This window comes from Barrientosiimonas humi (assembly GCF_006716095.1).
In the GTDB taxonomy this organism is placed as follows: domain Bacteria; phylum Actinomycetota; class Actinomycetes; order Actinomycetales; family Dermatophilaceae; genus Barrientosiimonas; species Barrientosiimonas humi.
The window spans coordinates 2,121,000-2,142,103 of the sequence record NZ_VFOK01000001.1 but is presented as its reverse complement, the minus strand read 5'-3'; the positions used below and the strand labels follow the sequence as shown (position 1 = coordinate 2,142,103).

Here is a 21,104-nt window from a genome sequence, read left to right as displayed (position 1 = left end):
AGGGATCAGACACGATGACGTCCTCCAGCACCATCACCCCCGACGACCTGGCCCGGCCGCAGCTGCCCGACGCCGACCCGCAGCTGCCGCGCAAGAAGCCCTCGCTCACGCACTACCTGATGGTCGTGCCGCCGATGATCCTGTTCGGGCTGTTCATCGTCGTGCCGGCGGTGCAGGGCGCGTTCTACAGCTTCACCAACTACGCCGGCTACGGCGAGTGGCGCTTCATCGGCCTCGCGAACTACGTCTCGATGTTCCAGGACCCGAACATCCAGCAGTCCTACCGGTTCACGTTCCTCTACGCGGCGACCGCGACCCTGCTGCTCAACGCCGTCTCGCTGTACCTCGCGGTGCTGCTGACCTCCAAGGTGCGCTGGCCGGGCCTGTGGAAGGGCATCTACTTCATCCCGATGGTGCTGTCCGGGCTGGTCGTCGCCTACTGCTTCCAGTACCTGTTCAACCAGTCGATCCCCAAGATCATCACCTGGGGCCCGCTCGGCGAGGGGCTGCTGACCAACGAGACCTGGGCGTGGACCGGCCTGGTCCTGGTCACCGTGTGGGCGTCGTTCCCGGGCACGGTGATCATCTACCTCGCCGGGCTGTCCTCGATCGGCTCCGACGTCTACGAGGCGGGCGAGCTCGACGGCGCCACCGAGCTCGGCAAGTTCCGCCACCTGACGCTGCCGCTGCTGGCGCCGTTCGTCGTGATCAACACGGTGCTCGGGCTGAAGAACCTGCTGAACGCCTACGACATCATCGTCGGCCTCACCGGCGGCGGCCCGAGCGGCGCCACCACCTCGATCGCGATGAGCATCGTGCGCACCGTCGAGGCCAGCGACATCGCCTACGGCACGGCCAACGCCATGGTCTTCTTCCTGGTCACCGTCGTGCTGTCGCTGCTGCAGCTGGGCGTCGTCAAGCTGATGGGAGACAAGAGATGACCACCACGCTGGAGCGTCCCGACCACGCGCGGACCGAGCCGCCGCCGCTCGCCCCGCCACGGCCGTACCGCCTGCTGCCGACGACGGTCCTTGCGATCGGGTCGCTGGTGGTGCTCGTCCCGCTCTACTTCGTGCTCGCCATGGCGCTGAAGTCCGGCGCCAACAGCGACGCCGGCGCGGGCTTCGCGCTGCCGACCGACCCGGCGTTCGGCAACTTCGCCACCGCCTGGGAGCTGGTCAACGCGCCGCGGGCCTTCGGCTGGAGCGTGTTCATCAGCGCGATCGCGGTCGCCGGCAACATCTTCCTGCCGTCGATGTTCGCCTGGGCGGTGGTGCGCAACTGGGAGTTCCGCTTCTTCCGGCTGTGCTTCATCAGCCTGCTCGGCGCGATGTTCATCCCGTTCGTCGTGCTCGTGCTGCCGCAGATCAAGCTCATGTCGGCGCTCGGCCTGGACAACCCGCTCGGCGTGGCGATCCTGCACATCATGTTCGGGCTGTCGTTCAACTCGTTGCTGTTCGCGGCCTACATCCGCAACCTGCCCGAGGAGCTGGAGGAGAGCGCGGCGCTGGACGGCGCGACGCCCTTCCAGGTGTTCCGCAAGATCGTCTTCCCGCTGCTGCTGCCGATGGCCGCGACGGTCGGCATCTTCTCGTTCCTCGGCTCGTGGAACGACTACATGATGCCGTCGCTGATCATCTCCGACGTCGAGAAGCAGACCCTGCCGGTGGTGCAGGCGTCCTACCAGAACTCGCTGACGCTCGACATCAACGTGGCCTTCGCGTCGTACGCCCTCGCCATGATCCCCGCCGTCGTCGGCTATCTCGTCGGGCAGCGCTGGATCATCGCCGGCGTCATGCGCGGCGCCATCAAGTAGCCCCCTCCGACCGACCATGTCCGACCCGAAAGGAACGTGCCCGTCCATGACCGACACCCTCACCGCCCCCGCGCCGACCCCGCAGCGACCCCGCGACCGGGACTGGTGGCGCCAGGCCAGCGTCTACCAGATCTACCCGCGCAGCTTCGCCGACGCCAACGGTGACGGGATCGGCGACCTGCGCGGCATCATCGACCGCGTCCCCTACCTGCAGACGCTCGGCATCGACGCCGTGTGGCTGAGCCCGTTCTATCCCTCGGCGCTCGCCGACGGCGGGTACGACGTCGACGACTACCGCGACGTCGACCCCACCATCGGGACCCTGGAGGAGTTCGACGAGCTGGTCGCCGCGCTGCACGCAGCCGGGATCAAGGTCATCGTCGACATCGTCCCCAACCACACCAGCGACCGGCACGCCTGGTTCCAGGAGGCGCTGGCCGCGCCGAAGGGGTCGCCGGCCCGCGACCGCTACGTCATCCGCGACGGGCGCGGCCAGGACGGCGAGCTGCCGCCGTCGGACTGGGAGTCCGGCTTCGGTGGCCCCGCGTGGCACCCGATGGGCGACGGGCAGTGGTACCACCACTACTTCGCCCCCGAGCAGCCCGACCTCAACTGGGCCAACCAGGAGGTGCGCGAGGACTTCCTCACGACGCTGCGCTTCTGGAGCGACCGCGGGGTCGACGGGTTCCGGGTCGACGTCGCGCACGGGCTCGCCAAGGACCTGCCGGAGCAGCTGCCCACCCACGCCGAGCTGCTCGCGCTCGAGGCCGGCACCGGCGAGCACCCGATGTGGGACCGCGACGAGGTGCACGAGATCTACGCCGACTGGCGGCAGGTGCTGAACAGCTACGACCCGCCGCGCACGGCCGTGGCCGAGGCGTGGGTCGCCACGCCGGAGCGACGGGCGCGCTACGCCAGCCCGCAGGGGCTGGGCCAGGCGTTCAACTTCGACCTGCTCGAGGCCGACTTCGACGCCACGGCCTTCCGCGAGGTCGTCACCGACAACCTGGCCCAGGCGGCGGCCTCGGGCTCGTCGACCACGTGGGTGCTGTCCAACCACGACGTGGTGCGCCACCCCACTCGTTACGCGCTGCAGGGCAAGGACACCGCGGCCAGCGCCGACGTGATGGTCCGCTTCGCGAACGAGTGGCTGCGCTCGGGCGGGACCACGCCGGCCATCGACCCGCAGGTCGGGGCGCGCCGGGCCCGCGCGGCGACCGCGTTCATGCTCGCGCTGCCCGGCTCGGCCTACCTCTACCAGGGCGAGGAGCTCGGGCTCGAAGAGGTCGCGGCCATCCCGCAGGACCGGCGCCAGGACCCGACCTTCCTGCGCACCGGCGGCGAGCAGATCGGCCGCGACGGCTGCCGGGTGCCGCTGCCGTGGTCGACCACCGGCCCGTCGTACGGCTTCGGCAGCTCGGCCGCGCACCTGCCCCAGCCGGAGTCGTTCGGGGCGGTCTCCGTGGAGGCCCAGTCGGGCGACCCGGAGGCTCCGCTGGAGCTCTACCGCCGCGCCCTGGCGCTGCGGGCGCAGCTGCAGACCGACGAGGAGCTCACCTGGGAGCCCGCGCCCGAGGGCGTGCTGCACTTCTCGCGCCCCGGCGGCTGGCACGTGGTGACGACCTTCGGCACCGAGCCGGCCGAGCTCCCCGCGGGCGAGGTGGTGCTCACCACCCGTCCGCTCGTCGACGGCCGGCTGCCGGGCGAGGCGACCGCCTGGGTGCGCACCGCGGTCTGAGCGGTGGGACGACCACCCGGGGGTGAGGCGCAGGCCGCACCCCCGGGTTAGGGTCGAGGACACACGACGCGGGGTGCTGTGCCCGGGACGGAGAGGCGAGAGCCTCGGCTCGGCACGGCTGAGATCACACCCGTCGCACCTGATCTAGGTCGTACTAGCGAAGGGACGTCAACGATGTCGACCACCCAGTCCGAGCCCACCACGACCCGCGCGGACGTCGGCCCAGCCGACCTCGCCGAGGCGCTCGCCGCGCTGCGCGAGCGGGCTCCGCTCGTGCAGTGCCTCACCAACTCCGTCGTCACCGGCTGGACCGCCAACGTGCTGCTCGCCGTCGGCGCCGCGCCGGCGATGGTGGACAACCCGCGCGAGGCCGGCGACTTCGCCGCGGTCGCCGACGGGGTGCTGATCAACGTCGGCACGCTGACCGAGTCGACCGCCGAGGCGATGAAGGTGGCGGCCAGGGCCGCCGACGAGGCGGGCACCCCCTGGGTGCTCGACCCGGTCGCGGTGGGCTCGCTGCGCTGGCGCACGTCGCTGGTGCACGAGCTGCTGTCGTCGGGGAAGCCCGCCATCGTCCGCGGCAACGCCAGCGAGGTGCTCGCGGTGGCCGGCGGGGGAGGCGGCCGCGGGGTCGACTCGCTCGACGCCCCGGAGCAGGCGACCCTGCCCGCGCGCGGCCTGTCGCTGTCCGGCCCGGTCGTCGCGGTCAGCGGCGCCGTCGACCACATCGTCCACGAGGACCGGCTCGTGCGCGTGCGCACGGCAACGAGCTGATGACCAGGGTCACCGGAGTGGGCTGCGCGCTGGGTGCGCTGATGTCGGCGTACGCCGGTGTCACCGACGACCCGTTCGTCGCCGCCGTCGCGGCGACCGCGACGCTCACCGTCGCCGCTGACGTCGCAGCCGAATCCGCAAGCGGTCCAGGGTCGTTCGCGGTCAACCTGCTCGACGAGCTCAGCGCGCTCGAGCCCGACGCGCTCGCTGACCGCGTGGTGCTGGCGTGAGCGGGCGCGGGATCCCGGACCTGTCGCTGTATCTGGTCACGAGCAGCGAGCTGACCGGTCGCGGGCGGCTCGTCGACACCGTCGTGGCGGCGACGACCGGGGGAGTGTCGCTCGTGCAGCTGCGTGAGCCCGACGCGTCCGACGCCGACGTCGTGGCCCTCGGCCGCGACCTGGTCGCGGCGCTCGCCCCGACCGGGGTGCCGCTGCTGATCAACGACCGGGTGCACCTGGTCGAGGAGATCGGCGCGGCGGGGGCGCACGTCGGTCAGGACGACCTCGACCCGGTCAAGGCGCGCGAGCTGATCGGCCCCGACCGGTGGCTCGGGCAGTCGGTGCAGACCGTCGAGCAGGCCCGTGCCGCAGCGGAATCGGGCGAGGTCGACTACCTCGGCATCGGCCCGGCCTGGCCGACGGCCACCAAGCAGGTGACGGTGCCGCCGCTGCTGCCCGCGGGGGTGCGCACGATCGCCCACGCCACCGAGCTGCCGAGCGTGGCGATCGGGGGGATCGGGGTCGACGAGGTCCCGCAGCTGCGCACGTCGGGCATCTCCGGCGTCGCGGTGGTCAGCGCGATCTGCGGCCGCCTCGACCCGCGCGGCGAGGCGACCCGCCTGCGCGCGGCGTGGGAGACAGGGATCGCGCTATGAGCGGCGAGGAGCCCGCAGCGCAGGGTGCGGGCGAGGGACGAGCACGCGCCCGGAGCGGAGTGCGACCGAGCGCGACAGAAGGTATGAGCGGCGAGGAGCGCGCAGCGCAGGGTGCGGGCGAGGGTGGTTCGCGTCCACCGGTCGCGCTGACGATCGCGGGGAGCGACCCGTCGGGCGGCGCCGGGATCCAGGCCGACCTGAAGTCGTTCAGCGCGCTGGGCGCCTACGGCTGCGCGGTGCTGACCGCGCTCACGGCGCAGAGCACCCAGGGCGTGACGGGCGTGCACCCGGTGCCGCCGGAGTTCGTGCGCGAGCAGGTCGCGACGCTCGTCGACGACGTGCGGCTGGACGCCGCCAAGATCGGGATGCTGGCCAGCGCGCCGATCGTCGAGGCCGTGACGGCGGCGGTCGACGACCTGCTCGACTGCCCGGTCGTGCTCGACCCGGTCATGGTGTCCACGAGCGGGAGCCGGCTGCTCGACGACGACGCGGTCGATGCCGTACGCCGTCTGGCACCGCACACCGACCTGGTCACCCCGAACCTGCACGAGGCGGCGGTCCTGCTCGGCGCCGAGGTCGCCGAGTCGCTGGAAGACCAGCAGCGACAGGCGGATTCGCTGCTCGAGCTCGGCATCCCGCGGGTGCTGGTGAAGGGCGGTCACGGGTCGGGTCCGGAGGCGGTCGACGTCTACGCCGATTCCGACGGGCAGCACGTGCTGCGCCAGCCGCGGGTCGACACCCCGCACACGCACGGCACCGGGTGCACGCTCTCGGCCTCGATCGCGGCGCTGCTGCCGCAGCGCGACGGCGACTGGGTGCGGGCGGTCACCGACGCGCGCGCCTACCTCACGGCAGGGCTCGAGGCCGGGCGCGACCTGCAGATCGGTCACGGCTCCGGGCCGGTGCACCACTTCCACCAGTGGTGGTGAGGGCGGGGTCTCGATACGCCGCTCGTTCCTCGCGGCTACTCGACCGGCTTGGTGGGCCTCGCGGTTACTCGACCGGCTTGGTGGGTCTCGCGGCTTACTCGACCGGCTTGGTTGGCCTCGCGGCTACTCGACCGGCTTGGTTGGCCTCGCGGCTACTCGACCGGCTCGGTGGGCCTCGCGGCTACTCGACCGGCATGATGCGCGCGGCTACTTCAGCATCCCCTGGGAGAGCGAGCCCTGCAGCTGTCGCTGGAAGATGACGTACACGACGAGCACGGGCACCACGGTGATGACGACGGCCGCGAACAGCGCACCGAAGTTGACGGCGTAGCCCGCGGACGAGGCGAACCCGGCCATGCCCTGGGAGAGCACGTAGTTGCGCTCGTTGGTGTTGAGCGCGACGGGCAGCAGGAACTGGTTCCACAGGCCGAGGAAGTTGAAGATCGCGACGGCGGCGATGCCCGGCCGCGCCATCGGCAGCATGACCTGGAAGAAGGTGCGCCACTCGCCGGCGCCGTCCATCTCGGCCGCCTCGGAGATCTCGTGCGGCAGTCCCTTGAAGAAGGGGTAGAGGAAGAACACGGTGAACGGGAAGGCGAACGCGACGTAGGCGAGGATCAGCCCGGGGAGGGTGTTGAGTAGCCCCATGTTCCGCAGCACGAAGAACAGCGGCACGATCGCGAGGAAGATCGGGAACGTGTTGCCGGCGAGGATCAGGTAGTAGATGAACCGGTTGCCGGGGAAGTCGAACCGGGCCAGCGAGTACGCCGCCATCGAGCCCAGGATCATGACGAGCACCAGCGCGCAGCTGACCACGATCACCGAGTTGAGCATGTAGCGACCGACGTTGGAGTCGTTCCAGGCGGAGACGTAGTTGTCGAACGACAGCGTGCTCGGCAGCGACAGCGGCGACTCGAAGATCTCGCTCGTGGTCTTCCACGAGGACAGGAAGACCCACAGCATCGGCAGGATGACGATGGCCGACCACAGCGCGAGGATCACGTGCGAGGTGATCGTCACGGCGCGGTCGCTGCCGCTCGGGCCCTGCCGCCGCTTCGGCGGCTGCTCCTCGGTGACGGGCCAACCGGTCTGCCGGTCGGTGGTCAGGCTCATCGGTCGGACCTCCCACGGATCAGGCGGAACGCGAGGAACACCAGCGCCGCGAACAGCAGCGTCGTGACCGCGAGGACCACGCCCATCGCGCTCGCCATGCCGAACTGGCCCTTCTTGAACGCGGTGTTGAACAGCACCTGCGGCATGACGAGGGTGGAGTTCTGCGGGCCGCCGCTGGGGTTGAGCGCCTGCATGTAGACGAACGCGTCGAGGGCCAGGACCCCCAGATAGATGTACGCCGTCTGCATGGTCTCGCGGATCATCGGCAGGGTGACCGTGGTGGTCATCCGGAACCGGCCGGCGCCGTCGACGCGAGCGGCGTCGTACAGCTCGGACGGGATGCCCTTGATGGCCGCGACGAACAGCACCGTGTAGAACCCGACGAAGCCCCAGATGATCACGAACATCGACGCAGGCATGGCCGAGCGCACCTCGCCGAGCCAGGCGTACGACTCGAACCCGTCGAGGCCGATCGTGGTCAGGAAGGCGTTGATCAGGCCGTTGGACGGGTCGAAGTTCTGCGCCCAGATGAGGCCGATGACGATGGCGGGGATCGTGTAGGGGAAGAACGACACCACGCGGTAGAACGAGGACCGGTTGAGCCCGCGCACCGAGCCCGAGCTGGAGCCGCCGACGGTGAGCATCGTGGCCAGCGCCAGCGACAGCACGATCGTGACGAGCGGGACCACGATCGCCAGGATCACGTTGTTGCGGAACGCTTTTCGGAAGGTCTCGTCGTTCCACAGCGCGACGTAGTTGTCGAGCCCGATGAACCGGAACTCCGGCGAGAATCCCTGCCAGTCGGTCAGCGAGTAGCCGAACGCCTGGATGAACGGCCAGACGACGAGACCGACGTAGAACAGCAGCGGGATGCCGAGCGTCACCAGGACGAAGCCGAGCCGGCCGGGCTTCATCCGGGTGCGGCCGGGGCGACCCATCGCCTTGCCGGTGGCCTGTGGCGGCGGGACGAGCGCACCGCTCATGTGTGGTTGCCCCCTCGGGAGTTGCGGGGACGGCGGCGCCCGGCCGGCTCGGGGGAGCGCGACCGGGCGCGCGACGTCACTTGACCTCGACCTTCTTCACCGAGGGGTCCTTGCGGACCTTGTCGGTGATGCCCTGCAGCTGCTTGGTGAGCGCGGCGGCATCGATCTGCCCGGACAGGAAGGCGTTCCACGGGACCAACATGTCCTGGTTGGTGCCGTAGAGGTCGACGAAGTTCCAGGTGAAGACGTTGTCGCCGGCGGCCGTGAGCATCTTGGTCTGCGACTGCAGCGCGGTCGAGCCGAACCCGTCGTCGGGGACGGTGCCCTTGACGATGGTGGGCGCGAGGCGGGTCTTGGCGAAGTTGGTCGCCGCCTCCTTGGACAGCATGATGCGCAGCAGCTCCTTGCCGGCCGCCTTGTTCTTGCCCTGGCTCGGCACGATGAACGGCTCGCCGGCCGCGGCGTGCAAGGTCTCGTAGGGCATCTTCGGGCTGCTCGACACGGTCAGCTCCGGGAAGCCGGTCATCTTGAAGTCGGCCTTGGTCTGCTTCTTCATCTCGTTCTCGATCCACGAGCCCGAGGGGTAGAGCAGGGCGTCCTGGTTCTGGCTCCACTGCGCCTGCGCGGCGGTGAACGCGGTGCCGCCGCCGCCGGGCTTGACGTAGCCGGCCTTGACGATCTTCTCCAGGCCCTTGATGGCGCCCTGCACGGCGGGCAGCGACCAGCAGCCCTCCTTGAGGTTGTCCATCGCCAGGCGCACCTCGTCGCCGCCCTCCTTGATGGCCGAGCCGATGACGAGGGTCTGGTAGTAGGTCGCGGCCTCCTTGCCCCACAGGAACAGGAACTTGCCCTTCGACTTGGCCTTGCCGCCGAGCTCGTACGCCTCCTCCCAGGTCTTCGGGGGAGTCCACCCGTTGGCCTCGAAGAGGCTCGCGGAGTACCACAGCGCATAGATGGTCTGGACGTAGTTGATCGCGGCGAACTTGTCGCCGACCGTGCCGGGCGCCTCGACCCCGGGGTAGAGGGTGTCCTTGATCTTGGTGCCCTCGAGGTTGTTGGCCTCGAACACGTCGGAGAGGTCCTCGAGCTGGTCGACGATGGTGTTCAGGCCGATCGAGTTGGCGCCGGAGTTGTCGATCAGGTCGGGCGGGTTGCCGCCGACGAAGCGCGGCTGCAGCTGCTGGGCGATCTGCGTCGAGGGCTTGACCCCGAACTTGCCGGAGTGGGTGCGGTTGAAGATGTTCGCCGCGAACGTGACGTAGTCGAAGCCGTAGCCGCCGTTGAAGATCACCGCCTCGCCGGTCGCGCCCTTGGCGATGCCGAAGGGGTTCTTCGCGTCGGCCGAGCCGCTGGCGCCCGGGGCCGGCGAGGACGACGCGTCCTCGCCGCCTCCGCTGGTGGCGCACGAGGCGAGCGCCCCGGTCGCGGGCACCGCGACACCCGTCGCCAGGGCCAGCCGCAGGACGGTGCGCCGGTCGGTGTGCTTGCCAGGAACGGTCATCGAGGTCTCCTCGTCTCGTGCGCCCGGGTGAGTCACGAGGCCCCGGGACGGGGCTGCTGTGATCCAACTCACAGGGGTGAACCCATGCTGATTAGGGTGATCGAAGTTGTCAACGACATTGACAAAACGCGCAGAAACGATCAGGTTTCGTGACATGACGGAGGCTTCGGCGCGCGCCACGACAGTCGGCCTCACCGGCGCCCAGCTCGGCCCGCCGAGCCGGTTGCCGGCCTACGCGCCGGTGCGGCCGCGGCCGTTCCCGCAGGTCGACGCCGCCGCCCCGCCGCAGATGCGCGAGCGCGTGGCGCGCGGCCGGCTCGCCACCCCGCTGCCCTACGGGCTGCGCAGCGACTACGACCGCGGGGCGCACCCGCTGCGCCTCCCGGGCGTCGTGCTGGCCAACGACCAGGCGCGGGTCACCATCCTGCCGACGCTCGGCGGCCGCGTCTGGTCGTTCGTGGATCTGACCCGCGGCCGTGAGCTGCTGTACGTCCCCGACCAGCTGCGGTTCGCCGCGTTCGGCCTGTCCGACGCCTGGTTCGCCGGCGGGATCGAGTGGAACTTCGGGTCGTTCGGGCACACCACGCTGACCACCGAGCCGATGCACGCGGCGGTGGTGCCGGCGCCGGACGGGTCCGGCGAGGGCGTACGGCTGTGGGACTGGGAGCGCACCCGCGACGTCCCGTTCTCGGTCGACCTGTGGCTCGACGGGCCGCGGCTGATGGCCGCGACCCGGCTGGTCAACCTCGACCCGGAGGACAAGCCGCTGTACTGGTGGACCAACATCGCCGTGCCCGAGACCGACGGCACCCGGGTGCTGGTGCCGGCCACGCACGCCTGGCGCACCGACTACCGCGGGGTGCTCAGCCAGGTGCCGGTGCCGCAGCCGGGCGGCGACCTCGGCGACACCGACGTGAGCCGGCCGGCGGCGTCGCACTTCGCCGCCGACTACTTCTTCGAGGTCGAGGACCAGGTCGGCCGGATCGTCACCGCGTTCGAGCCCGACGGGCGCGGGTTCGCCCAGACCTCCACCGCCGCGCTGCGCGGTCGCAAGCTGTTCCTGTGGGGGCGCGGGCCCGGCGGCCGGCGCTGGCAGCGCCACCTCGGGGGCGACGCCGGTCGCTACGCCGAGATCCAGGCCGGCGTGTGCGCCACCCAGCTCGAGCACGACCTGCTGCCGGGCGGCGGCAGCATCAGCTGGACCGAGTGCTTCACGGGGGTCGACCTGCCGCCCGAGGTGGTGGCCGGCGACTATGCCGCGGCGAGCGAGGCGGTCCGCGCCGCGGTGCACGAGCAGGCTTCTCCGGAGCGCCTCGAGCAGCTGCACGCGACGTGGCTGCGCGAGGTCGCCGAGGCCGAGCCCGGTGAGTCGTTGCACGTCGGATCCGGTTGGGGGAGAACGGAGCTCACGCTCCGCGGGTCCTCGGCGCCGGTCGGGATGCCGTTCCCGGCAGCCGCCTCCGGCGCGCGCGGTGCCGGTGACGACGGCAGCGCGACGCTGCTGCCGCTCGCGGCCGGGGAGCCGGTCGACGCCGACCCCCTGCGCCCGCCGCTGCCGGGGGTGTCGAACCGGTGGCGGTCGGCCGTCTCGGCGCTGGCCGGGCGGCCCGACGCCGGCTGGTGGCCGCTGTTCGCCGAGGCGGTGCACGCGCACCTCGACGGCGACGCCGAGCGCGCTCGTGACGGCTATCGCCGCAGCCTCGCGGTGACGCCGAGCGCCGTCGCGCTGCGCGGGCTGGCCCTGCTCAGCGACGACGTCGACGAGGCCGACGACCTCCTGCGGCGCGCCTTCGAGCTGGCGCCGCACGAGCGCAGACTCGTCACCGAGCGGCTCGAGAAGCTCGTGGCCGCAGGCCGTTTCACGCGCGTGCTCGACGTGGAGGCCGCGCTGCCCGACGAGATCCGCCGGCACGGACGTACGCGACTGCTCCTCGCCACCGCGCTCGCCGGGCTCGGCGCCACCGACCGGGCCCGCGCCGTGCTCGACGACCTCGAGGTCGCCGACCTGGCCGAGGGCGACAACGCGACCGCCGAGCTCTGGTGGCAGGTCTCGCCGGGCACGGCGGTGCCCGAGCGGCTCGACTTCCGGATGTCCCGCGACGACCCCGTGGAGGCGTCATGACCCCGGCCCAGCCCGACGCACCCGGCGTGCCCGGCCCGAGCGAGCCCGACCAGCAGACCCGCTGGCGCCAGCTGCTCGACGTGCTCGCCGTGCGGCAGCGGCTGTCGGTCAAGGAGGGTTCGGAGCTGCTGGGCGTGTCCGCGGCGACCGTGCGGCGTGACTTCCGCGAGCTCGCGGCGCGGCAGCTGGCCACCCGCACGCACGGGGGAGTGGTCGCGACCTCGGTGGCCTACGAGCTGCCCGCGCGATACCGCCTCGCCGAGGACGACCCGCGCGAGCGCATCGCCCGGGCGGCCGCCGCGTCGGTGACCCCGGGCTCGGTCATCGGCTTCAACGGCGGCACGACCACGAGCGCCGTCGCGCGACACGTGGCGCAGCGCGCGGAGCTGCAGGAGGGCGGGGTCACCACGGTGACCAACGCGCTGAACATCGCGACCGAGCTGGTGCTGCGGCCCTACATCCGCACGATCTGCATCGGCGGGGAGGCCCGGCCGGAGTCGTACGAGCTGCACGGCCCGTACGCCTCGATGGTCCTGCGCGACCTGCTCGTCGAGCGGCTCTTCCTCGGTGTCGACGCGGTCTCGGCGCAGGCGGGGGTGTCCTGTCGGCACCTCGGCGAGGCGTCGATCAACGCCGAGATGGTGCGCGCGGCCGAGCGGGTGGTGGTGGTCGGCGCGGGTGCCAAGGTCGGCCGTCGCAGCCTGGCCCGCATCTGCCCCACGGTCGACGTGCACGAGCTCATCACCGACGACACGGCCGACCCCGAGGAGGTCGAGCGCATCCGCGAGCTCGGTGTCGAGGTCACGCTGGTCTGAGCCCGGGCGTACGTCGGCCGCTGGGTGCCTCCGGGGCGGGCGTCTGCATTTCGTGCGTTGGTGCACGATCTGCGCGAGGCGTCGCCGGGATTCCGGGGCGGGCGTCTGCATTTCGTACGTTGGTGCACGATCTGAGCGAGGCGTCGCCGGGGTGCCGGGGCGGGCGTCTGCATTTCGTACGTCGTCGCACGATCTGCGGAGCGCGTCGCCTGAGTCAGTGGCCCCCGTGGCGGCGTCCGCGGCGGCGCAGGAACGCGGCCGCGGCGAGCATGCCGAGGCTGCCTCCGATGACGTAGGGCGCCAGCTGGCGCAGCATGATCGGCAGCGCGACGTTGCCGAGGTCGATGGCGTCGTCGGCCGGTGGGGCGGCGTGCTTGGGCGGGGGCGGGGTGGCCCGGGGGGCGGCGGCCGCGGGGGCACGTTCACCGGCGGCCGTGGCCGCTGCGGCCGCACGGGCGGCGTCGGCGGGCGTGCTGGAGCCGTCGTCGGCGGCGTCAGCCACCGATGCCGTGCCGCCGGCGCCGGACGAGCCGGCGGTCGCCGTCGTCGTGGCCGCGCCGCCGGTGCTTCCCGCGGCAGCGGTCCCGGTGGCCCTGGTCGACCGGTCGCCGCCAGCCCCGCCGGCAGCCTCGCCGGCGCCGGAGTCGGAGGCCGCGCCGGAGTCGGCGAGGCGCTGCTCGATGCAGCTGACGAACTGCTGCAGCAGCTTGTCGCTGACGTCCTGCATCACGCCGCGTCCGAACTGGGCCGGCTTGCCGGTGATCGCCAGGTCGGTCACGACCTCGGCGCGGGTGCCGTCGCCGTCGGGGGTGAGCGTGACGTTCACGTCGGCGCCGGCGGTGCCGTTGCCGCGCTTGTCCTTCCCCTTGGCCTCGATGCGCGCGGTGTGCGCCTGGTCGTCGCGCTCGATGAACCGCCCGGAACCGTTGTAGACCAACGCGATCGGGCCGAGCTTGACCTTGACGCTGCCGCTGAAGGCGTCGCCGTCGGCCTCGGTGATCGTCGCTCCCGGGAAGCACCCGCCGACCTGCTCCAGGTCGGTGAACGTCTCCCAGACCCGGTCGACGGGGGCGGGCACGGTGAAGGTGTGCGTCAGCTGCATGGGGTCATCCCTTCGCGGCCGCGAGCACGGCGCGACGCGTGAGCACGCCGGCGAGATGCTTGCGGTAGTCGGAGTCGCCGTTGAGGTCGGACGGGGGGTTGGTGCCGTCGGCGGCCTGCGCGCAGGCCTCGCGGATCGCGTCGTCGGCGGCGGCCCTGCCGACCAGCGCCTGTTCGACGGCGGTCGCGCGCAGCGGGGTCGATCCCATGTTGGTGAGGCCGATCGCGGCCTCCGCGATGGTGTCGCCCTCGGTGCGCACGGTGGCCGCGACGGCCACGATCGACCACTGGTGCTTGACCCGCACGAACTTCTCGTAGTGCGCGCCCCACCCGGTGTGCTTCGGGATGCGGATCTGGGTGAGCAGCTCGTCGTCGCCCACTGCGGTGGTGAACAGGTCCTCGAAGAAGTCGGTGGCCGCGACCGTGCGCGTGGCGCCGCCCTGGCCGGCGATGACCAGCTCGGCGTCGAGGGCCAGCACGGGGGCGCCGACGTCACCGGCCGGGTCGGCGTGCACCAGCGCGCCGCCGATGGTCCCGCGGTGCCGGATCTGCGGGTCGGCCACCTCGGCGATGGCGTCGGGCAGCACCGCCGCGTGCTCGCGCAGCAGCGGGTCGTGGACCAGGTCGGCGTACGTCGTCATCGCCCCGACCACGACCGCGTCGCCGTCGTCGGTGACGCCCTGCAGGTCGGTGATCTTGCCGAGGTCGACGAGCACCTCGGGGGCGTTGAGCCGCATCCGCAGGATCGGCAGCAGCGACTGTCCGCCGGCGATCACCTTGGCGTCGTCACCGTGCTCGGCCAGCGCGGCCAGCGCCTCCTCGAGGGTGGCCGGAGCGACGTAGTCGAACCTGGCCGGGATCATCGCTGACCTCCCTGGTCGGCAGAGCCGGTATCGCCGGTGGGCCCGCCACCGGAGGGCCCGGGGTCGGGGGTGTCCTGGTTGGGCGCGGAGCCCTCGAAGTGCGGCTGCGCGTCGGGCGTGGTCGGCTCGTCGCCGGCCACGGTGCCAGCGCCCTGGGCAGCCTGCGCCCCGGACTGCTCGGCCTCCTGGATCGCCCGCCAGACCCGCTCGGGCGTGCACGGCATCTGCACGTCGTGGATGCCGAGCGGGCGCAGCGCGTCGACCACCGCGTTGACCACCGCGGGCGTCGAGGCGATGCAGCCGGCCTCGCCCACACCCTTGGCGCCCAGGTCGTTGGAGGTGGCGGGGGAGACCGTGTTGTCGGTGACGAAGCTGATCGTGTCGGCCGCGGTCGGCAGCGTGTAGTCGACGAACGACCCGGTGACCAGCGTCCCCGACTCGTCGTAGACCGCCTCCTCCCACAGCGCCTGCGCGATGCCCTGCACGAGCCCGCCGTGGATCTGCCCCTCGACGATGAGCGGGTTGACGATGTTGCCGATGTCGTCGACACAGACGTACGAGCGCATGGTCGACTCGCCCGTCTCGGTGTCGATCTCCATGGCGCACAGGTGGGTGCCGTGCGGGAAGGAGAAGTTGACCGGGTCGAACGTCGCGTCGGAGTCGAGGCTCGGCTCGACGCCGTCGGGCAGGTCGTGCGCGGCGAACGTCGCGAGCGCGACCTCGCCGATGCCGACCGTCTTGGCGCCCTCGCCGGCGCCCTTGACCGAGAACGTGCCGCGCTCGAACTCGATGTCGTCCGGGCTCGCCTCGAGCATGTGCGCCGCGATCGGGCGCGCCTTCTCGATGACCTTCTGCGACGCCTTGATCACCGCCTGGCCGCCGACGACCAGCGAGCGCGAGCCGTAGGTGTCCATGCCCTTCTGGCTGCTGGTGGTGTCGCCGTGCAGCACGGTCACGTCGTCGAACCCGACGCCGAGCTGGTCGGCGACGATCTGGCTCCAGGCGGTCTCGTGGCCCTGGCCGTGGGCGCTGGACCCGGTGACGACCTCGACCTTGCCGGTCGGCAGCATGCGCACCTGGGCGTACTCCCAGCCGCCGGCGCCGTAGTTGAGCGAGCCCAGCACGCGGGAGGGCGCCAGGCCGCACATCTCGGTGAACGTCGAGACGCCGATGCCCAGCTGCACCGGGTCCTTGCGCTCGCGGCGCTGCTGCTGCTCGGCGCGGAGCGCGTCGTAGTCGAACAGCTCCTTCGCCCGGTCGGTGGCGGCCTCGTAGTTGCCGGAGTCGTACTCCAGCCCGCACACCGTGGTGAACGGGAACTCCTCGTGCTTGATCCAGTTCTTCTCGCGGATCTCCAGCGGGTCGACGCCGACCTCGGCGGCCAGCTCGTCCATCAGCCGCTCGATCGCGAACGTCGCCTCGGGGCGCCCGGCCCCGCGGTAGGCGTCGGTCCAGGTCTTGTTGGTGAAGACGTTGGTGCAGTCGAACCGGTAGGCCGGGAACTTGTAGATCGCGTTGAACATGAACGCACCGAGGATGGGTACGCCCGGGGTCACCAGCCCGAGGTAGGCGCCCATGTCGGCGAGCAGCTCGACCTTCAGGCCGGTGACGGTGCCGTCCTTGTCGGCCGCGAGCGTGAGCTTCTGCCACTGGTCGCGTCCGTGGTGGGCCGACAGCAGCGACTCGCTGCGGGTCTCGGTCCACTTGGCCGGCTTGCCGGTGCGGCGGGCCACGAGCAGGGTGATGATCTCCTCGGGGGTGACCTGCAGCTTGCCGCCGAAGCCGCCGCCCACGTCGGGGGCGATGACCCGGATCTTGGACTCGTCGATGCCGAGCGTCATGGCGAGCATGAGGCGCAGGATGTGCGGCACCTGGGTGGCCGACCACATGACGACCTGCTCGGCGGTCGGGTCGACCGCGACGGAGCGGGGCTCCATGAAGGCCGGCACCAGCCGCTGCTGGCGGTACTCCCGCTCGATGACGATGCCGCCGTCGCGGGCCTTGCTGATGGCCTCCTCGACGTCGCCGCCCGTGCCGGCCTCGGCCGAGTCGAACACCCAGTTGGCGCTGACGTTGGTGCCGAGGTCGGGGTGGGCCAGGCCGCCCTCGTCGGCCGCCGCCTGGCGCAGGTCGAGCACCGGCTCCTGCTCGTCGTAGTCGACGTCGACCAGCTCGGCCGCGTCCCGAGCCTGGGCCGGGGTGCGTGCCGCGACGACCGCGACGATCTCACCGGCGTACGCGACCCGGTCGACGGCGACGGAGGCGTGCACCGGGGCCTTCTGGTCCTCGGTGATCGGCCAGGCGCAGGGCAGGCCGCCCTGCTCGTCGGCGAGGTCGCGCCCGGTCCAGACGCCGACCACGCCCGGGCTCTTCTTGGCCTCGTCGACGTCGATGCTGCTGATCGTCGCCGCGGCGAACGGGCTGCGCACCATCGCGATGTGCACCATGCCGGGGAGCACGATGTTGTCGGTCCACCGGGTGCGGCCGGTGATCAGCCGCTGGTCCTCCTTGCGGCGGCGGGCCTGCCCGACCTCGCCGCTGGGCTTGCCCTGCTGCTCCTGCGGGGGAGCCTCGGTGGTGGTCACTTGCGCTCACCCCCTGCGGCGGCACCGGACTCGGCCACGGAGGCCACCGCCTTGACGATGTTCTGGTAGCCGGTGCACCGGCACAGGTTGCCCTCGAGGCCGTCGCGGATCTCCCGCTCGTCGGGTCGCGGGTTCTCGCGCAGCACGTCGAGCGCCTGCATGATCATCCCCGGCGTGCAGTAGCCGCACTGCAGCGCGTGGTGCTCGTGGAAGGCCTGCTGCATGGGGTGCAGCTCGCCGTCCTCGGCGAGGCCCTCGATCGTGGTGACCTCGTGCCCGTCGGCCTGCACGGCCAGCACGTTGCACGACTTCACGCTGCGTCCGTCGAGGTGCACGGTGCAGGCTCCGCAGTTGCTGGTGTCGCAGCCCACGACGGTCCCGGTCTTCCCGAGCGTCTCTCGCAGGTAGTGGACGAGCAGGGTGCGAGGTTCGACGTCGTCGACGTTCTCGACCCCGTCGACGCGGACGGTGATCTTGGCCATGCGGAGGACCTCCTGCGCCTTGGTGGGGTTCTGATCCTCGCGTGACCTAGATCACCTTTCAAGAGATTCCGGTCAAGCCGACCCGATCGGGTAGGTCACTCCGGCGACGCGTGCTCGTGGTGGATCGGACCGGCCGTACGCGTGAGCGGAGCGCCCTTCCCGCCCCACCTGCGCGAGATGATCTCGGCCGCGATCGACACGGCCGTCTCCTCGGGCGTGCGCGCCCCTAGATCGAGCCCGATCGGGCTCGCCAGCCGGGCGATCTCGTCCTCGCTCACGCCCGCCTCGCGCAGCCGGGCGACCCGGTCGTCGTGCGTGCGGCGCGAGCCCATCGCCCCGATGTATCCGACCTCGGGCAGGCGCAGGGCGACCTCCAGCAGCGGGACGTCGAACTTGGGGTCGTGGGTGAGCACGGCCAGCACCGTGCGCCCGTCGACGCGTCCTGCCTCGGCCTCGGCCGCGAGATAGCGGTGCGGCCAGTCGACGACGACCTCGTCGGCGTCGGGGAAGCGGGTGCTGGTCGCGAAGACCGGGCGGGCGTCGCACACGGTCACCCGGTATCCGAGGAACGAGCCCATGCGTGCCGCCGCGGCCGCGAAGTCGATCGCGCCGAAGATGATCATGCGCGGCGCGGGGGCGAAGGAGCTGACGAACACCCGCATCCCCTCGCCGCGGCGCTCGCCGTCGGGGCCGTACTCCAGGGTCGCGTTGCGCCCCGCCTCGAGCAGGCCGCGGGCGTCGTCGACGACCGCGGCGTCCATCCGTGCGCTGCCGAGCGAGGCGGTCGGCTGGTCGGCTTCGTCCTGCCGCACCAGGACCCGCCGGCCGACGACCACGGGGTCGGGGTGCTCGACGACGGTCGCCAGCGCCACCGGCTCGCCCGCGTCGACCAGGTCGGCGAGCTCGCCGAGCTCGGGGAAGGACTCCGGCGACACCGACTCGACGAGCACGTCGAGGATGCCGCCGCAGGTGAGGCCGACCGACAGGGAGTCGTCGTCGCTCACGCCGTAGCGCTGCAGCTGCGGCGCGCCCGTCTCGACCACCTCGCCGGCGAGCTCGTAGACCGCTCCCTCGACGCAGCCGCCGGACACCGACCCGACCGCCTCGCCCTGCGGCCCGAGCAGCATCGCCGCGCCCGGCTGGCGCGGGGCCGAGCGCCAGGTGGCGATCACGGTCGCCAGTCCCACGGTGCGCCCCTCGCGCCACCAACCCACCAGCTCCGGCAGGACGTCACGCATCGCCGATCACCTCTCCCAGCTCTTCGAACGCTGCCCACGAGTGGCCCGCGACCAGCGCGTGCACATGGGGCAGGGCCGCCGCCATGCCAGCCTGCACGGGTTCGTACCCCGGTCGGCCGCGGTGCGGGTTGGCCCAGATCACTTGGTGCGCAACGGAGCTCAGCCGCCGCACCTGCTCGCCCAGCAGCTGCGGGTCCTGGCACTCCCACCCGTCGCTGAAGATCACGACCACCGCCCCGCGGGCGGTGCCGCGCCGCCCCCACCGGTCGAGGAAGACCTGCAGCGACTGACCGAGCCGGGTGCCGCCGGACCAGTCGGGCACCAGGTCGCCCGCGGTGATCAGCGCCCGGTCGCCGTCGCGCTCGTGCATCGCCCGGGTGACGTGCGTGAGCCGCGACCCCAGCGTGAACGTCTCGACCCGGCCGCCCGCCTCCCGACCCCGGCGAGTGATCGCGTGCGCGAGCCGCAGCAGCGAGTCGGCGTAGGGCTCCATCGAGCCGGACACGTCGATGAGCAGCACGACCGGGCGCGGGCGCACGCGGCGGCGCGACCGACGCACCTGTCCCGGCTCGCCGAGCCTGCGCAGCTGCTCACGCAGCGTCGCGCGACCGTCGACCGCGCCCGTGCGGCGGTGGGTGCGGCGACGCGACGGCCGGGTCGGCGGGTGGAACGGAAGGGAGCCGAAAAGCCTTGCCAGATAAGCCTTCTCGCGTGGCGCCAGCGTGGCGACGTCGCGGTGGCGCAGCACGTCGGCGTCGCTCGCGGCGGTGCCGAGCAGGCTGTCCGGACCGTCCCCGCCGTCGACGTCGTCACCGGTCGCGAGCGACGCCTGCACGACCGGTGGCCGGGGGCGCTCGTCGCGCACGACCGGCCGCGGACCGGCCGCGCCGAACCAGGCCGTGAAGACCCGGTCGTACGTCGTCGCGTCGCTCGGTCCGGACGTCAGGGCTGCCCGGCCGGCCCAGTAGACCTGCTCGCGCTCCGCGAGACCGACGGCGGCCGTGGCGAGCAGGAACGTGCGCTCGCGGTCGCCGGTCACCCGCAGCCCCGCGGCGCGCAGCGCCCGGGCGAACCCGAGCAGCACCGTCGTGGGGGAGGGTTCGGTGGCGGGCCCAGCTCCCTCGAGCAGCGGGTCGGGGTCGCGCAGCGGGGCGGAGGTGCGGGAGGAGCGGGTCACGACAGCATCCGGTCGAGGGCCTGGCGGACCTGCTCGGCGTCCTCGCGGTACTTCACGGCCGCTCCGAGCGTCGCCGCGGCCGTCTCGACCGTGAGGGTGTCGGTGCCGAGCGCGTGCAGCGAGCGGGCCCAGTCGAGCGTCTCGGCGACGCCGGGCGACTTGATCAGGTCGCCGCGGTCGCGGATGCGGTGCACGAGCGTGACGACCTGCTCGGCCAGCGCGTCGGACACCTCCGGCAGGCGGCTGTGCACGATCTCCAGCTCGCGCGCCAGGCTCGGGTGGTCGATCCAGTGATAGAGGCAGCGTCGCTTGAGCGCGTCGTGCAGCTCGCGGGTGCGGTTGGAGGTCAGCACCGCCAGCGGCGGCTCGGCCGCGCGCACCGTGCCGACCTCGGGGATGCTCACGCTCCACGTCGAGAGCACCTCGAGCAGGAACGCCTCGAACTCGTCGTCGGCGCGGTCGATCTCGTCGACCAGCAGCACGCACGGAGCGGTGCGCAGCGCGCGCAGCACCGGCCGGTCGAGCAGGAAGCGCTCGTCGAACAGCTCGGCCTCCGCGGCCGCGACCGCCTCGACCGACCCGCCGTCGCCGCGCGCGCCGGGCGACAGCGCCTCGACCGCGCGAAGGTGCAGGATCTGCCGCGGGAAGTCCCAGTCGTACAGGGCCTGCGTGGCGTCGATGCCCTCGTAGCACTGCAGCCGCACGAGCGGGGCGTCCAGCCCGGCCGCGAGCGCCTCGGCGAGCGCCGTCTTGCCCGTGCCGGGCTCACCCTCCAGCAGCAGCGGACGGTTCAGCGCGCTCGCGAGGAAGGTGACGGTGGCGACGGCCTCGTCGGCCAGGTATCCGGTGCCGGCGAGCACCTTGCGCACCTGGTCGACGTCGGCGAGAACGTCCTGCATCCGACCAGCATCGCCGACGCGCGCGCCGCGCACAGGCATTCGGCCTCGGCCCGTGCGGCCGATATCGGGGGTTGTGACGGTGCTGAGGCGC

Annotated in this window: 17 protein-coding genes, 1 pseudogene and 1 riboswitch; of the genes and pseudogenes, 8 read left to right on the top strand and 10 right to left on the bottom strand. The window is 72.1% G+C overall.

Features of this window, described 5'->3' with window-relative positions; all coding sequences use genetic code 11:
• Positions 1-14 precede the first annotated feature (14 nt).
• From FB554_RS10035 to thiD, 6 genes and pseudogenes are all read left to right on the top strand, one after another.
• Positions 15-941, top strand: coding sequence for a carbohydrate ABC transporter permease (locus tag FB554_RS10035; RefSeq protein ID WP_142005830.1), 927 nt, complete (start codon positions 15-17; stop codon positions 939-941).
• Complete coding sequence (locus FB554_RS10030) at positions 938-1,816, top strand: carbohydrate ABC transporter permease (RefSeq protein ID WP_142005829.1); 879 nt, start codon at positions 938-940, stop codon at positions 1,814-1,816. Before FB554_RS10035 ends, FB554_RS10030 begins: the two co-directional genes overlap by 4 nt.
• Before the next feature lie 46 nt (positions 1,817-1,862).
• Positions 1,863-3,554: a glycoside hydrolase family 13 protein gene (locus tag FB554_RS10025; protein ID WP_142005828.1), complete on the top strand. Its 1,692-nt coding sequence runs from the start codon at positions 1,863-1,865 to the stop codon at positions 3,552-3,554.
• 59 nt (positions 3,555-3,613) lie between these two features.
• Positions 3,614-3,737, top strand: a riboswitch (TPP riboswitch).
• Positions 3,729-4,558 (top strand): annotated as a pseudogene (thiM, locus tag FB554_RS10020) (hydroxyethylthiazole kinase). It overlaps the preceding riboswitch by 9 nt.
• Positions 4,555-5,205, top strand: a complete 651-nt coding sequence (gene thiE / locus FB554_RS10015; protein WP_142005827.1) for a thiamine phosphate synthase — start codon at positions 4,555-4,557, stop codon at positions 5,203-5,205. The pseudogene thiM and the gene thiE overlap by 4 nt, the downstream one beginning before the upstream one ends.
• A gap of 83 nt (positions 5,206-5,288) precedes the next feature.
• Positions 5,289-6,134 (top strand): bifunctional hydroxymethylpyrimidine kinase/phosphomethylpyrimidine kinase, encoded by an 846-nt coding sequence (gene thiD, locus FB554_RS10010; protein WP_142005826.1) that lies wholly within the window; start codon positions 5,289-5,291, stop codon positions 6,132-6,134.
• 207 nt (positions 6,135-6,341) lie between these two features.
• On the opposite strand, the gene FB554_RS10005 is transcribed toward thiD, so the two are convergent.
• The 3 genes from FB554_RS10005 to ngcE all read right to left on the bottom strand — a co-directional run bounded on the left by FB554_RS10005 (position 6,342) and on the right by ngcE (position 9,731).
• The gene (locus tag FB554_RS10005; RefSeq protein ID WP_142005825.1) at positions 6,342-7,247 is read right to left on the bottom strand and encodes a carbohydrate ABC transporter permease; all 906 of its coding nucleotides are present in this window, start codon (positions 7,245-7,247) and stop codon (positions 6,342-6,344) included.
• Positions 7,244-8,230: a carbohydrate ABC transporter permease gene (locus FB554_RS10000; RefSeq protein ID WP_392423927.1), complete on the bottom strand. Its 987-nt coding sequence runs from the start codon at positions 8,228-8,230 to the stop codon at positions 7,244-7,246. Before FB554_RS10000 ends, FB554_RS10005 begins: the two co-directional genes overlap by 4 nt.
• Before the next feature lie 76 nt (positions 8,231-8,306).
• Positions 8,307-9,731: an N-acetylglucosamine/diacetylchitobiose ABC transporter substrate-binding protein gene (ngcE, locus tag FB554_RS09995; protein ID WP_142005824.1), complete on the bottom strand. Its 1,425-nt coding sequence runs from the start codon at positions 9,729-9,731 to the stop codon at positions 8,307-8,309.
• A 154-nt stretch (positions 9,732-9,885) separates the two neighbouring features.
• On the opposite strand from ngcE, the gene FB554_RS09990 reads away from it, so the two are divergent.
• Both FB554_RS09990 and FB554_RS09985 read left to right on the top strand, forming a co-directional pair.
• Positions 9,886-11,853 (top strand): DUF5107 domain-containing protein, encoded by a 1,968-nt coding sequence (locus tag FB554_RS09990; protein ID WP_142005823.1) that lies wholly within the window; start codon positions 9,886-9,888, stop codon positions 11,851-11,853.
• Positions 11,850-12,668: a DeoR/GlpR family DNA-binding transcription regulator gene (locus tag FB554_RS09985; RefSeq protein WP_142005822.1), complete on the top strand. Its 819-nt coding sequence runs from the start codon at positions 11,850-11,852 to the stop codon at positions 12,666-12,668. Before FB554_RS09990 ends, FB554_RS09985 begins: the two co-directional genes overlap by 4 nt.
• Before the next feature lie 214 nt (positions 12,669-12,882).
• Here the strand turns inward: FB554_RS09985 and FB554_RS09980 are convergent, their stop codons facing one another.
• The 7 genes from FB554_RS09980 to FB554_RS09950 form a co-directional block, all read right to left on the bottom strand.
• Positions 12,883-13,770 carry an SRPBCC family protein gene (locus FB554_RS09980; protein WP_142005821.1) on the bottom strand — a complete coding sequence of 296 codons (888 nt, stop codon included), beginning with the start codon at positions 13,768-13,770 and terminating at the stop codon, positions 12,883-12,885.
• 4 nt (positions 13,771-13,774) lie between these two features.
• Entirely contained in the window at positions 13,775-14,632 is an 858-nt protein-coding gene (locus tag FB554_RS09975) for an FAD binding domain-containing protein (RefSeq protein ID WP_142005820.1), read from the bottom strand.
• Complete coding sequence (locus FB554_RS09970) at positions 14,629-17,217, bottom strand: xanthine dehydrogenase family protein molybdopterin-binding subunit (protein WP_142005819.1); 2,589 nt, start codon at positions 17,215-17,217, stop codon at positions 14,629-14,631. Before FB554_RS09970 ends, FB554_RS09975 begins: the two co-directional genes overlap by 4 nt.
• Positions 17,214-17,699 carry a (2Fe-2S)-binding protein gene (locus FB554_RS09965; protein WP_142005818.1) on the bottom strand — a complete coding sequence of 162 codons (486 nt, stop codon included), beginning with the start codon at positions 17,697-17,699 and terminating at the stop codon, positions 17,214-17,216. The genes FB554_RS09970 and FB554_RS09965 overlap by 4 nt, the downstream gene beginning before the upstream one ends.
• Before the next feature lie 95 nt (positions 17,700-17,794).
• Positions 17,795-18,937 (bottom strand): XdhC family protein, encoded by a 1,143-nt coding sequence (locus tag FB554_RS09960; RefSeq protein ID WP_142005817.1) that lies wholly within the window; start codon positions 18,935-18,937, stop codon positions 17,795-17,797.
• Positions 18,930-20,114, bottom strand: coding sequence for a vWA domain-containing protein (locus FB554_RS09955; protein ID WP_236022361.1), 1,185 nt, complete (start codon positions 20,112-20,114; stop codon positions 18,930-18,932). Before FB554_RS09955 ends, FB554_RS09960 begins: the two co-directional genes overlap by 8 nt.
• Positions 20,111-21,013, bottom strand: a complete 903-nt coding sequence (locus FB554_RS09950) for an AAA family ATPase (protein WP_142005816.1) — start codon at positions 21,011-21,013, stop codon at positions 20,111-20,113. The genes FB554_RS09955 and FB554_RS09950 overlap by 4 nt, the downstream gene beginning before the upstream one ends.
• Positions 21,014-21,104: the final 91 nt, after the last annotated feature.